A 12,523-nucleotide genomic window follows, 5' to 3' on the forward strand; every position below is an offset into this window, starting at 1 on the left:
GTTAGCACGATGGCAACTAATTCCAGAAGAGAGTTTATCAAAATGTCAGCGCTGGCCTCGGGTATGCTGCTGGTCCCTAATTTCCTGCATGGCCTGGATCGGGGCGGGCTCCCACTGCTGGCCAACTCCAACGGCAAAAGGCTGGTGGTGATACAGCTCAGCGGCGGCAACGACGGTCTGAACACAGTAGTACCCTACCAGAACGACCTGTATTATAAAGCGCGGCCTACCCTGGCTATACCTGCCCGTGAGGTGCTCACATTGGAAAAGGGGCTCGGACTGAATCCGGCAATGGAAAAGATACGGCTGCTCTACGACCAAGGCTACGTTTCTATTCTGAATAGTGTCGGTTACCCCGATCCGGACCGCTCACATTTCCGCTCTATGGACATCTGGCACTCCGCCAGCGCCTCTGATGAGTACCTGAACACCGGCTGGCTGGGCCGCTACCTCGACAGCTTATCCGGGTCTTCGGCCAACTACGCCGCAATTGAGGTAGACGATACGCTCAGCCTGGCGCTGAAAGGGGAACGATACACAGGTATAGCCGTGCAGGATGTAAAGCGCTTTTTTCAGGCTACCAACGACCATTTCCTGAAGCAGGCGGCGCAGTTGCATGCGCAGGACCACACGCACCACCAGGTCGACTACCTTTACAAAACCCTGATCGATACGCAGCAATCGGCCGGTTACCTGCAGGAGAAAACCAAGGTATACCGCAGCAAAAAAGAATACCCGAACGGTGAGTTTGCCCGCAATCTGAAAACCATTGCAGAGCTGATCGCCTCCGGCGTGGAGTCGCGGGTATACTATGCCTCCCTCACCGGTTTCGACACGCATGTGCGGCAGGCGAGTCAGCAGGCCAACCTGTTGCAGGAGCTATCCGAGGGCCTGTACAGTTTCGTGGAAGACCTAAGGCAGCAGCAGGAGTTTGACAATACCGTGATCATGGTGTTCTCGGAGTTTGGCCGGCGCGTGGCTCAGAATGCAAGCAACGGAACAGACCATGGCACGGCCAACAATCTTTTCCTGATCGGCGGGAAACTAAAGCAGGCAGGTGTTTACAACGATGGTCCTAATCTACAAGACCTTGACCAGGGCGACCTCCGATATAGCATTGACTTCCGGAACATCTACGCCACACTGCTACACAACTGGCTGGACGGAAACGCGGCAGGAATACTGGGTGGCAAAACGCAATTGTTAACCGGTCTTATCTAAGGTATAGGCATAAAAAAAACAGCCGCTTATACCTGAGCGGCTGTTTTTTTTATGCTGGATGACTATCTTAAGGACTGGCTCTTTCCAGACTCACCTTAAAAGGTACCACACGCTTAATCTTGCCTGCAATACGATGATAGAAACTGCCGCTCACCACATTGATAATAACTCCTAAAGCAGCAGTGAATCGATGCGGTTGGCTTGTACCAGGTTCTCGCAGTTAGACCAGCTGAAGATAGTGAACCGGCCATCCTGGGAGGCAACCAGGGCTATGGCGTCGCGCTGATCTTGCACGAACTGAGCCGCTGATAAATGCCTTGTACCGCCGCTCACCGCAGGCTGATCTATGATGGCCTCCCCACCAATCACCGGCTCTGTCATGATCAGTTTTTCTACCGGGCTGCCTTCCGGCTTTTGGGTAATCTTGGCGCCAAAGCCATACAGTTCATACTTGTCACTGATGATGGTAGCACCGTCCACAGCTGTAAAACCGGCCAGCGCATCAATCGCCCGTTTCATCTCATCATGCCATTGCAGGTCCTTGTCTTCTTTCCGCAGCATCAACCTGGCCAATTCCGAATAGGCGGGGCCCACCGCGTACCGCATTGGGTGCCGGATCGACTGCCGCCATACTTCCGAACCAGTTGGCACCACCAGCAGGATGCCGCCTTTCTTGTGGGAACGCATCGACACGGCCAGCTGCACCAGCACATTCAGCGACTTGTTCCAAGCATGCAGGGTACTAAAGCCCAGCAGCGAGTACAACAGACCGGGACAGTCTGGTACGTGGATGCTTTGCTCGTCTACGATCTTTACCTGATCGCCCGTCAGCACGGCCACGTTCACAAATTTGCCAAAGCCATCCTGCCGGCGGTGCTTGATCACCAGCAATCCGGGTTCTGATACATCGAGTACAAAGCAGAAGTCAGGTATACTGCGCGTCATGCCCCAAATGTGCAGGTACTCTCCTTCATACCACACGCCCAGGTGTATGCCTGGTCGCTCCACACCCGGCCCGATCTTAGTGAGCACAGCAGGAGACAGGGTTAACCGATGTTCAAAAAGCAGTGGCTGCTCAGCTTGTTCGGGTGGCAAAAAGGCAAGCGATATTTTGGGCGATTGCCCTTCTTCCCGTCGCAGGCTCGCCCAGAAGGCGGTGTCGATGATGGTCTCGATGATACGGGCCGGGGGAATAGTAGCCAGCTTATGGCCGTTATCCTCTTTGGCTGCTTTGATCTGTCTGGTAAAATGGTCTTCCGCAATTTGGGCTACTTCGCGTGCGGCCTTGTAAGTCGATCTACCAATCATGTGTGTCATCCGGTTTCAGGTATAGGAGGCAGCACGCAAGCCAATACGGATGTCTAACTGCCAGAAGTTTTATACGGGGTTCGGCGCAAAACCTTACGATAGTCTTATTAGTACGGGCAGGAATGGAGAAACAGGCATGACTAAAAACGCACAGCCGCTGCAGAAGGTCTGCAGCGGCTGTGCGTTTAAAAGAGCAGGTATACGACCTGCATAATGGCAGTTTAGTCTAAACCACCTTTGCGTGTAGCAGGTCTTGGCTCTGGCCAGCTCATTTGCTCGCCTGTGCGTGGGTTAACCGGCATTACGCTGCGGTCACGCGATACCAGCTCCGGCTCTTCGCTGGCCATGTAAGCCAGAATAGCCGTCAGGATCACGTTGCTGCGCACGTCGTCGAACACCACCTTGTCGTAGGTGTCGCGGTTGGTGTGCCAGGTATAGTTGCCGTATGACCAGCTCAGGGAGCTCAGCATAAACGCCGGGATGTTGTGCGGAATGAATGAAGCATGGTCAGAACCGCCACCGCCCGGGAAACCAGGGAATGAGGTCTGTATGTCTTTGGTGATCTCACGTGGCACGGCGCTCAGCCAGCGGCCCATGTAGTCGTAAGAGTTCAGGAAACCCTGACCTGAAATGTTGGCTACGCGACCTGTACCGTTGTCCTGGTTGAACACAGCCTGTGTCTTCTTCACGATCTCCGGGTTGTCTTCTACAAAAGCGCGGGAACCGTTCAGGCCCTGTTCTTCGCTACCCCAGTGACCCACCAGAATGGTACGCTTTGGGTTCGGGTATACCTGCTTCAGAATGCGCATTACTTCCATCATCAGGATCGTACCGGTACCGTTGTCAGTAGCACCTGTGCCGCCATCCCATGAGTCGAAGTGGGCTGACAGGATCACGTACTCGTCCGGCTTCTCAGTACCTTTGATCTCAGCGATGGTGTTGAAAGTAGGAACCGGCTTCTTCGAATGCTTCGACTCGGCTACTACTTTGATGCGTGGCTTGCTGCCGTTTTCCGCCAGGCGGTAAAGCATACCGTAGTCTTCCAGGGCGATATCAACGGTAGGGATTTTCTTTGTATAGGCGCTGAAAATCTTGTTCACGCCAAAACCCTGCGACCAGTTCGACATGACGATACCGGCAGCACCAGCCTGTTCTAAAGCAACTGGCAGGGTGCGGGCATTTTTACCGGTGGCGGCAATGCGCTTGCCCCAGGCAGCGTTCTGTTCGTCACGCACTTTCTTCATCTTCTCAAACGACTCCGGTGTGGCGAACTCTTTCCAGTTGTACTCCGGTCGTCCGCTTGGCTGGTTCATCGATACCATCACCATTTTGCCTTTCACGCTAGGCAACCAGCGCTGGAAAGCAACAGAGTCAGCGAATTCCGGCATCGTGATCACCTCAGCCGTCACGCCTTTGGAAGGTGTGGAAGGGCTCCAGGCCAGTTGCATGCCTTCGATTGATTTTACACGTGGGTGCACCATGTCGATGTGTGTCACACCGCGCTCCCAGCCGCGCCACTCGCCGTAGTTCTGAACACGGGCATCAATGCCCCAGCCTTTGTACTTGTTCACAGCCCAGTCAGCGGCCTGCTGCATTTGTGGCGTGCCAACCAGTCTCGGTCCGATGCCGTCCATCAGTTCGTGGCCCAGTTTCTCGAGCTGCGAATTTTCATTGGCCATCTTGATGATGTTCTGGATAACAGGGTCCTGTGGTTTTTGGGCCTGTTCCTGCTGTTGTGGTCGCTGCGCGAAAGCCGCGCTGCTCACACCGCCTGATAGCATTAACGCCAGCGCCAGAATGTGAATAGGGTTTTTCTTCATGGTAATGTTTAAGGTATGGATTGTTTGTATGATATGTTAAGGGTATGCCCGCTCAAGATAGTAAAATTGTGTTGTTTAAGCCGAAAGCCCTCAATAGACTAGCAAATGCCACTTTGGTTTAATAGTCGATGAATTTATAAGGTATAAACGGCTGATTTCAACCCAGATCAAAGTTTTCCACTTCTGTCACAGTCCCCGGCACAAATGCTTCCAGCTGCATATTCCCGATCCGCACACGCACGAGTCGCAGCGTTGGGAAGCCGACGGCGGCGGTCATTTTGCGCACCTGCCGGTTTTTGCCCTCTGAGATGGTGATGGACACCCAACTGGTCGGGCCGTGACGGTCGTCGCGTATACGACGGCTGCGCTCGGGGAAATCGGGTGCAGTATCCAGTCGAAAAGCAGTGCAGGGGCGGGTGCCGTATTGTTCACCGTACAAACCGATGGCGACGCCTTCCTGCATTTGGGCGATGGCTTCTTCGGTGATCAGCCCGTCCACCTGTGCATAGTATTCCTTCTCGACATGTTTGCCGCGCACCAGTTCGCTCGTTTTGCCGTCGGTGGTGAGTAGGAGCAGGCCTTCGCTGGCCTCGTCGAGCCGGCCGATGGCCATGGTGCCGGCTGGGAATTCGTGCAGCTCGCCGAGTAGCTTTTTCTTTTTCTTGTCAGACACGAACTGGCTGATATAGCCGTAGGGTTTGTGCAAAATGAAATGCCGGTGCTGCATGCAAGCGAAGGTATGAAATCAGGTATAGATCAGGCTGCAAATTAGACAAAACCCCTGAATTTATCGGCAAGCTCTGTAAAGGCAGCGGCCCGTTCTGCGTAATAGGACAAACATAAGACACAGCCTCACCGGGAACATGCTCTTGCCATACCTTGTTAATCCTATCCCGGCCCTGGCGACAGCCCGTGCAACTGCTTCCGCGTATAGAAGATAAAAAAAGGCCGGTCAGGTATAGATGCAAACAGGTGGAGGAGGGAATCATTCGGGCCAAGATTGGCCTATCATCAGCATAGCTGTATTGCCTGCACTTGATTACTTCAATTTATTTTGCTTCATTACATAAGTAATTGAGCTTTTAACTTTATTAATACGAAGGTGATTTTTTGGACATTCTTAATAGCAGCTATATTAGGTTACATTGTGGGGCATTACGTGATGCCGAACCGCAAACTGCGCCAAGCCCTGCAGGATGTGCGCAAACAGTGCGCCGCCGCCCTGGAGGAAGGCAACAAAGGCGTGTATAAAACCATCGTGAACGACAACGGGAAATCGTCGGAGCTGGTGGTGGAAGTGCGCGAGCTGGCCATCACCAAGACCGGTCAAGTGAAAGTGGAATATGTGAGCGCACAGTATCGCAATCCCGATTTCAGAACTAAGAAAGGCGAAGCCTTGCTGAACGAAGTGCGCGACCTGCTGGGCGAGTACCTGCCCCTCAACGACATTGAGTGGTACGAAACCACCGACCGGCACGAGAACATCAAAAAGTACTTAAACTCATTGGACCTAATCAACCACAACCTTTTCAGGTAATAAAACAAGATGGAAAAAACAGAGAAAACAGAGATTACGATCGTAGAGAATCAAGAGAAAATAAAAGAGAAAGCTCTGGCGATCTCTAAATCCATAGATCCGGGCAACCCGGAAAGCCTGAGCAATTTTGGGGTGGAAACGCAACGCAAACTGGGGCACTACTCTAACGAACTGCTCACCAAAGTAAAAGCCAAGGATTCCGGCGAAGCAGGGGATGCCATTAACGAGCTTCTCAACCAGATCAACATGATCAAGATTGATGAGCAGGAGAAGGGTGGCTTCTTTTCGCGCCTGCCTTTTGTAAGAAAGATATCTGACAAATCGAAGCAGTTGGCTACCCAGTACAATTCTGTGTCGGCCAATGTGGACGATGTGGTAGTGAAGCTGGAGCGCACCCGCCAGAGCATCATGAAGGATTCTACTTCGCTGGAGGTGATGTTCAACCAGGCGGTAGAATACATCCATGAGATCCGCTCGGTGATTGCGGCCGGAAAGATGAAGATCGACGAGATCGAGCAAACCATCATTCCGAAGCTGCAGGATGAAGTGGAAACCAGCGGGCAGGACGAACTGGCTGTTCAGCGCCTGAGCGACATGATCGCCTTTAAAGAACGTTTGGAGAAAAAGGTGCATGACTTTCAGTTGTCGCATACCATTGCCACGCAGTCGATGCCGCAAATCCGCATGATCCAGACCACCAACGACGTGCTGGCCCAGAAGATCCAGAACTCGATCGTGACGGTGATTCCGGTATGGCGTCAGCAGGTGGCCATTGCGCTTGGCCTGGAGAAGCAGCGCAAGGCACTCGAAATTCAGAAAAAGGTGACAGACACTACCAACGAAATGCTTCGCAAAAACTCGGAGCTGCTCAAAAAGAACGTAGTGATTGCAGCGCAGGAAAACGAGCGTGGCATCGTGGACGTGGAGACGCTCAAGAAAGTGAACAAGGACATGGTGGAGACGCTCGATCAGGTGATCAAGATATCAGAAGAAGGCAGCAAGAAACGGGCTGAAGCCGTAAGAGAATTGGCGCAGGTGCAGGAAGAACTCAACAGCAAGATCATCGGCACGTTCGGCAAGTCCAAGCAGATTGAAATTGAATAATGATATATAACGGGGATAAGAAAAAAGAAGAGGAACTAGCCGTCCGGCACCGTATCCTGAGCGACGAACAGGAAGCGGTGCTGGACCTCTATATCCAGCATATCGACAATGTGTTTGAGGAGATGAAACTCTCGGAAAAACTGCAGGTCGAAATCGAAACTCAGCACCTCAAACGCATCCTATCCAGATGATGGGTTTTTTTCGTTCACTTTTCGGAATGGGGCAGGAGAACACCCGCACAGTTGTCACGCACCCCGGTGCTGCCGATGCCCGCGCTATGCAGTACATCCGCGCCTCCAACGCCAGGCTCAATGCCCTCCACAGACTTTACGAACGCTACCAGCACACACCGCACGCAGATAAACTGTTGGCCGTTTTCGAAAAGACCAAGCTGGTACACAACTACCTGGTCACGCGCAAGCGCATACAGGAACTGGAGCTGTTTCATGTACAAAACACGGAGCACTTCATCAATACCTTCACGACAGTGATCAACGTGCACGAGCGGCACATCAAAGACAGTTATATACCAGAGCGCGAGAAGCCAAAACCTCAGGCGCAGGTACAAAAGCCACGTCCTCCTGCGCAGTCTCAACCACGTCCGGCTGCTCCGCCCCGGCAAGATAATCCTGGTCAGCCCTTTGAATCAAAGGTAGAGCAGGTGCTTAAGCGCATCGAGTCCGAAACGATCAAGGGCATTTATACTGCTCAAAAAGTAACGGAGATGGTGAAGCGTGTTGCCAATCAGGCACCGAATGCACCGGTAGATATGGTGCAGCCAAAGATGCCGGCTTTGTCTGTCCCTGTTATCGCCATTGAAACTTACTCCCGCGTGTTTTATTCGCCGGAGCTGGAAGGTGGCGCCACCATGTCACGCGAAATTTCCTATACCTCTTCGGATACCGACAAGGATCTCTTTCTACAGCATGTAGCGGGTAAATTAGCGATTGATAAAGGAGAGTTGAGTTACATCGGCAATACCATGCTGGCTATACCTGACACCAAGGGCCCGAGTCCTGCTAGGCATGTACCGGTTGTGCACTGGCGAGGGTATCCGTATGCCGTGAGTTTAATGGATTACCGGTTGTTTCCGGTGAGGATGCATCGGAAGAGTTTTTAAGTTTGATTCTTGAAGTGAATATAGAAAAGCCTCTGCGTTGTCAGAGGCTTTTTTTGTTAGTTTTTGCCTGGCCGGTGGCCAAGTGATATAGCAACTGCATTTGCAGGTATAGCAACCAGAGTTGTCTTATAGCTTGCCCTGGCCGGGCGGGCCTCACTTTTTCCTTGATGAAAAAATAGAGGACCCCTACCCCCAGTAAGCAAAAAAATCAAGACGATTTTAAATCGAGGGCCCCTACCCCCACTCGCTGACCGCTTTTGACAGGGGGACCCCTTCACCCCCAACACAAAATCGTCGCTGGTGCACCGGGCAAAGCTATATGCTACGTTGCTTTGGTGCAAGTAAGCCTTGCTATACCTGCCAGTGGTTATTTGCTACTTGGATTATACCTGACACTGGTAATGGTTGAAGTCCCCCTTCGAAGGGGGCAGGGGGATGACAATCGTGCATATGAAACTGCAGCTAAGACGCCTATACCCAAGAATTGGCAGCAACAGACTCCCCGCCTTGGATAAGGAGGGGCAGGGGGTGGTTGGATCCGGTCTAGTAAAGGAATTGCTTCAACTACTCAGCTCATACCTGTGATTCGGTAGTAGCAGAATATTCCCCTCTGGGGGTAGGGGCCCTCTATAAAGAGAGGGGCAGGGGTGTATTATAGCTACTACCTGTCCTCCCTTCAACCAAGATCCTTACAGGATGACAGGTAGGGAAGCAGTAAGTTGAAGGTTGAAAATCCCATTGGAATTAGGGGTCATCGAAAAAAACGGCTAGAGGATGTCAATCGTGCACAAAAATTCTCTTCTAATCAGAGCCAACCACTATGCTTATCAAATCCTACCTTTATGCTTAGATCTTAATAAAACGCAGACTTATTTACTCAACTACACTTACACTGCTCACACTCCTGCTCTGTCTCAAAACCTTTCAGAGTGCAACCGGTGTACCTGATCTCCTCGCATTTATTTTTACCCTCGTTGTAAAACCACCTGACAAAAGATGCCTGGCAAAGCTCATCGGTAGGAGGACGTTCCAGGCAGGCTGCAATGGTCGTCTCACAGTCTTTTTCACAGGAAGTTAGTCCGAACAGAGCCGTAAGCAGGAAGATAAAATTAATTGCATTGTATTTCATAAAACAGTCATATCGAAGAGGTATACCCGCTTTAAGGTACGACAATGTTGATTGCCTTTGCAAACCTGGGCTACTAAATTATTGGAGCCTGAATAGTTACTGCTCTGCTTACGAACTACAAGACAGCATGGAACAACCCGCTTTTTGAGAAGCCCACTCTGGTCTTGTCTGAAAGAACTCGTCGAACTTGTCAGAATACGGCTCCTTAATCGCCTCCTGCAGCTTTACAAACAGGGCATCATCCCCTTTCTCCAGTCCCTCAATGGCCTGATGCAACAGGTAGTTGCGCAGCACGAAACGTGGGTTGGCCTTGCGCATCATCTCCTGTGAATCAGAACGCCGGATCTTGTTCGTGTTGAGTCGCTCCAGGTAGTTGCTGATCAGGGTATAGAGCGATGTTTTTTGCTCGGGCGTCAAGTCGTCGTATAAGGCCTGCTTAAAGAATTTGGCTACTGCGTCTTCACTTTCCACAGACAGCGGAAGGTCGATAAGTAACTGGTAGAAAATGGTCATGTCAGGTTGAACCACGGCCAGCGTTTTCTCAAACTGATTGATCAGGTCGTGGTCAAGCAGTGCTACCTGGTCGAGGCCCAGTTTGCGGCCCATCATGGCATAATATTCTGTCCAGTACACGTCCTTAAAAGTTTCAAGTGTAGCAACCAGTTGGTCTTTATCGGCCAACGGCAGCAGAGCACCGGCCAGGGCTCCTAGGTTCCAGTAGCCGATGGAGGGCTGCTTTCCGAAGGCATAGCGTCTGCCGGGTAGGTCGGTGGTGTTCGGGGTGAAGTTCGGGTCATAGTTGTCCACGAAGGAGTAGGGGCCGTAGTCGATGGTGAGACCGAGAATGGACATGTTATCGGTATTCATCACGCCATGCACAAAGCCCACACGCATCCATTCCACCATCAGGCGGGCGGTGCGGTCCACGACTTCTTTGAACCAATCGATTACTTTGTTCTCACCCATAATATGCGGGTAATAGCGGCTGATAGTCCAATCGACGAGCTGGCGCAGATTGTCCACTTCTTTGCGGGCGTTCAGCATCTCGAAATTACCGAAACGCAGAAAGCTTGGCGCTACCCGCATCACGATCGCACCGGGTTCGTAGGCCGCATTGCCGTTGTAGAACATATCGCGCAGCACCGGCTCACCGGTACTCACCAGGCTGAGGGCGCGGGTGGTCGGTATTCCTAGATAGTGTATCGCCTCGCTCATCAGATACTCGCGCACCGAAGAACGCAGCACGGCACGGCCATCTGCGCGACGGGAGTAAGGGGTAAGGCCGGCGCCTTTCAGCTGCAGTTCCCAGGTTTTGCCGTCGGGTGCTTCCCACTCGCCCAGCGTAATGGCGCGACCATCGCCCAGCTGACCCGCCCAGTTGCCGAACTGGTGACCGGCATAGCAGGCGGCATAAGGGTACATGCTATCCGTTATGCGACTGCCACCGAGAATGTCGATCTCCAGTTGGTCTGTTGGCCGGGCTATACCCAGTTCTTTTGAAAGGTTATCGGACCAGGCTAAGAGTGTCACTTTCTCGACTGGGCTAGGTTTGGCTTTGCTGTATAGCACACCCGGCGTCTGGCGCGGGGTGAGGGTTCCGCTGTCGTCGCCTGCAAAGGCCTCTACAAATTCTTTTTTATAAATCTTTGAGCTCAGTTGCTCCATCTTATTCAGTTTTAGGTATAAGGTAGCTGGCCATGGCAATTCTTTTAAACCTTTTGCCTGCCTTTTGATTTCTCTTTAACAAGATTTGTGCAAGATTAGTTAAATTTAGCAGACTATCCCTGTCTAACACACAGGAAGGGGCTAGGCTATACCTTGCCGCGCATCACCGAACAGACGAACAGCTTTTATGTCAATCACCATATTCAGCCAGGGCAGAAACACGAGCCGCTGGGAAAATGCCCTGAAGGAACGCCGACCGGGCTTAGAGGTACACATTTATCCGGATACAGGGCCAGCCGAAGAAGTGGAGTTCGCTCTGGCCTGGAACCATCCACCAGGCGCTTTTGCCAATTTTCCGAACCTAAAATGCATTTCCTCCACCGGTGCCGGCGTTGACCATATTCTGCGCGACCCTGAGCTGCCGGCTGGCGTTCAGATCACCCGCATCGTGGACGAAGATTTGACGCAGGACATGGCCACTTTTGTGACCGCCCAGGTGCTCAATCATGTGCGCGGGTTGCACAGGTATAAAGAGGCACAGCGCAGCCATACCTGGGAGCAACACAGGTATAAGCGCACCTCCGATGTAGTGATCGGAGTGATGGGCATGGGTGTGCTGGGTACGCATACGGCACAGCAACTGAGCAAATTAGGCTTTAAAGTACACGGCTGGTCTCGCTCCCCTAAACTGATGGAAGGCGTCGGGGCTTTTGCCGGGATGGAGGAACTGCCTACTTTCCTGGAGAAGGCCAACATCCTGATCTGCCTGCTGCCCTTAACCAAGGAAACGGCCGATATTTTAAATAAAGACACCCTGAGCAAGCTGCCCAAAGGAGCATATGTCATCAACGTAGCGCGTGGCGAGCATGTGGTGGACGAGGATCTGATTCAAATGCTCGATCAGGGGCATCTGTCGGGCGCCAGTCTGGATGTGTTTCGGGAGGAGCCGCTGCCTGAGGAGCACCCGTTCTGGGAACACCCGCTGATTCATGTTACACCGCATATCGCCAGTATTACGAATCCGGCTTCGGCAGTGTCACAGATTCTGGAAAATTACGACCGCATGCGCCACGGCGAGTCGCTCATCAATGTTGTATCAAAAAACAAAGGATATTAAATGAACCCATTTCACTACGCCTTCAAAGTGAAGGACATCGAATCTACGCGCCAGTTTTACGTGGACATTTTAGGATGCAAAGAAGGGCGCAGCACCGAGCGCTGGATCGACTTCGACTTTTTCGGGCACCAGCTCTCTGCTCACGTGAGCGCCAACATACCGGAGCCTGATTACTGCGGACAAGTGGCCGGCATCAGTGTGCCGGTGCCGCACTTTGGCTGTTTGCTCAGCTATGAGCAGTTCGACCAGGTGCGCGAGCGATTGGAGAAAAACAAAATCGCTTTTGTGGTGGAGCCTTATACCCGCTACGAAGGCCAGGTAGGAGAGCAGCGCACTATGTTCATCCTCGACCATAGCAAGAATCCGCTTGAGTTTAAGGCTTTCAAAAATCAGGATGAGGTGTTTGCTTCGTAAATATTGTGAGGGTATAGCACGTCTGGATTACGGTGCGTAGTCCTGTACGATAGAAGCAAAAGGGCCGCTTAGTTTCAGCTAAGCGGCC

The 12,523-nt window shown here is 52.1% G+C and carries 12 protein-coding genes; 7 read left to right on the forward strand and 5 right to left on the reverse strand.

Annotation, left to right across the window (positions count from 1 at the left end; all coding sequences use genetic code 11):
* Positions 1 to 9: 9 nt before the first annotated feature.
* Positions 10 to 1,221 (forward strand): DUF1501 domain-containing protein, encoded by a 1,212-nt coding sequence (locus tag C8E01_RS14470; protein WP_243409590.1) that lies wholly within the window; start codon positions 10 to 12, stop codon positions 1,219 to 1,221.
* Positions 1,222 to 1,392: 171 nt separating this feature from the next.
* Here the strand turns inward: C8E01_RS14470 and C8E01_RS14475 are convergent, their stop codons facing one another.
* The 3 genes from C8E01_RS14475 to C8E01_RS14485 all read right to left on the reverse strand — a co-directional run bounded on the left by C8E01_RS14475 (position 1,393) and on the right by C8E01_RS14485 (position 5,076).
* On the reverse strand, positions 1,393 to 2,538 hold the full coding sequence (locus C8E01_RS14475) for a putative sensor domain DACNV-containing protein (RefSeq protein ID WP_317046911.1): 1,146 nt from the start codon (positions 2,536 to 2,538) through the stop codon (positions 1,393 to 1,395).
* Between the two features lie 212 nt (positions 2,539 to 2,750).
* Positions 2,751 to 4,349 carry a M20/M25/M40 family metallo-hydrolase gene (locus tag C8E01_RS14480; RefSeq protein WP_116544171.1) on the reverse strand — a complete coding sequence of 533 codons (1,599 nt, stop codon included), beginning with the start codon at positions 4,347 to 4,349 and terminating at the stop codon, positions 2,751 to 2,753.
* A 157-nt stretch (positions 4,350 to 4,506) separates the two neighbouring features.
* On the reverse strand, positions 4,507 to 5,076 hold the full coding sequence (locus tag C8E01_RS14485) for a pseudouridine synthase (protein WP_116544172.1): 570 nt from the start codon (positions 5,074 to 5,076) through the stop codon (positions 4,507 to 4,509).
* 435 nt (positions 5,077 to 5,511) lie between these two features.
* Between C8E01_RS14485 and C8E01_RS14490 the strand changes: the two genes are divergently transcribed.
* The 4 genes from C8E01_RS14490 to C8E01_RS14505 are packed head-to-tail and all read left to right on the forward strand — an operon-like array spanning position 5,512 to position 8,110.
* A complete protein-coding gene (locus C8E01_RS14490) occupies positions 5,512 to 5,886 on the forward strand; it encodes a hypothetical protein (RefSeq protein ID WP_243409592.1) in 375 nt (124 codons plus the stop codon).
* Between the two features lie 9 nt (positions 5,887 to 5,895).
* Entirely contained in the window at positions 5,896 to 6,990 is a 1,095-nt protein-coding gene (locus C8E01_RS14495) for a toxic anion resistance protein (protein ID WP_116544173.1), read from the forward strand.
* Positions 6,990 to 7,181 (forward strand): hypothetical protein, encoded by a 192-nt coding sequence (locus tag C8E01_RS14500; RefSeq protein WP_116544174.1) that lies wholly within the window; start codon positions 6,990 to 6,992, stop codon positions 7,179 to 7,181. Before C8E01_RS14495 ends, C8E01_RS14500 begins: the two co-directional genes overlap by 1 nt.
* Complete coding sequence (locus C8E01_RS14505) at positions 7,178 to 8,110, forward strand: hypothetical protein (RefSeq protein WP_116544175.1); 933 nt, start codon at positions 7,178 to 7,180, stop codon at positions 8,108 to 8,110. The genes C8E01_RS14500 and C8E01_RS14505 overlap by 4 nt, the downstream gene beginning before the upstream one ends.
* A gap of 877 nt (positions 8,111 to 8,987) precedes the next feature.
* Here C8E01_RS14505 and C8E01_RS22175 read toward each other — a convergent pair.
* Both C8E01_RS22175 and C8E01_RS14520 read right to left on the reverse strand, forming a co-directional pair.
* Positions 8,988 to 9,239 carry a BPTI/Kunitz domain-containing protein gene (locus C8E01_RS22175; RefSeq protein WP_116544177.1) on the reverse strand — a complete coding sequence of 84 codons (252 nt, stop codon included), beginning with the start codon at positions 9,237 to 9,239 and terminating at the stop codon, positions 8,988 to 8,990.
* Positions 9,240 to 9,347: 108 nt separating this feature from the next.
* Positions 9,348 to 10,904, reverse strand: coding sequence for a protein adenylyltransferase SelO (locus C8E01_RS14520; protein ID WP_116544178.1), 1,557 nt, complete (start codon positions 10,902 to 10,904; stop codon positions 9,348 to 9,350).
* Between the two features lie 187 nt (positions 10,905 to 11,091).
* Between C8E01_RS14520 and C8E01_RS14525 the strand changes: the two genes are divergently transcribed.
* Together C8E01_RS14525 and C8E01_RS14530 are read left to right on the forward strand one after the other, a co-directional pair.
* Positions 11,092 to 12,021 (forward strand): 2-hydroxyacid dehydrogenase, encoded by a 930-nt coding sequence (locus tag C8E01_RS14525; protein WP_116544179.1) that lies wholly within the window; start codon positions 11,092 to 11,094, stop codon positions 12,019 to 12,021.
* Entirely contained in the window at positions 12,022 to 12,435 is a 414-nt protein-coding gene (locus C8E01_RS14530) for a VOC family protein (protein ID WP_116544180.1), read from the forward strand.
* Positions 12,436 to 12,523 lie beyond the last annotated feature (88 nt).

This window comes from Pontibacter virosus (assembly GCF_003096355.1).
In the GTDB taxonomy this organism is placed as follows: Bacteria; Bacteroidota; Bacteroidia; order Cytophagales; family Hymenobacteraceae; genus Pontibacter; species Pontibacter virosus.

Bases quoted from the DNA above. Each gene is read 5' to 3' on its own strand.
- C8E01_RS14470 (WP_243409590.1), top strand. From the start codon at position 10: ATGGCAACTAATTCCAGAAGAGAGTTTATCAAAATGTCAGCGCTGGCC.
- C8E01_RS14475 (WP_317046911.1), bottom strand. From the start codon at position 2,538: ATGACACACATGATTGGTAGATCGACTTACAAGGCCGCACGCGAAGTA.
- C8E01_RS14480 (WP_116544171.1), bottom strand. From the start codon at position 4,349: ATGAAGAAAAACCCTATTCACATTCTGGCGCTGGCGTTAATGCTATCA.
- C8E01_RS14485 (WP_116544172.1), bottom strand. From the start codon at position 5,076: ATGCAGCACCGGCATTTCATTTTGCACAAACCCTACGGCTATATCAGC.
- C8E01_RS14490 (WP_243409592.1), top strand. From the start codon at position 5,512: ATGCCGAACCGCAAACTGCGCCAAGCCCTGCAGGATGTGCGCAAACAG.
- C8E01_RS14495 (WP_116544173.1), top strand. From the start codon at position 5,896: ATGGAAAAAACAGAGAAAACAGAGATTACGATCGTAGAGAATCAAGAG.
- C8E01_RS14500 (WP_116544174.1), top strand. From the start codon at position 6,990: ATGATATATAACGGGGATAAGAAAAAAGAAGAGGAACTAGCCGTCCGG.
- C8E01_RS14505 (WP_116544175.1), top strand. From the start codon at position 7,178: ATGATGGGTTTTTTTCGTTCACTTTTCGGAATGGGGCAGGAGAACACC.
- C8E01_RS22175 (WP_116544177.1), bottom strand. From the start codon at position 9,239: ATGAAATACAATGCAATTAATTTTATCTTCCTGCTTACGGCTCTGTTC.
- C8E01_RS14520 (WP_116544178.1), bottom strand. From the start codon at position 10,904: ATGGAGCAACTGAGCTCAAAGATTTATAAAAAAGAATTTGTAGAGGCC.
- C8E01_RS14525 (WP_116544179.1), top strand. From the start codon at position 11,092: ATGTCAATCACCATATTCAGCCAGGGCAGAAACACGAGCCGCTGGGAA.
- C8E01_RS14530 (WP_116544180.1), top strand. From the start codon at position 12,022: ATGAACCCATTTCACTACGCCTTCAAAGTGAAGGACATCGAATCTACG.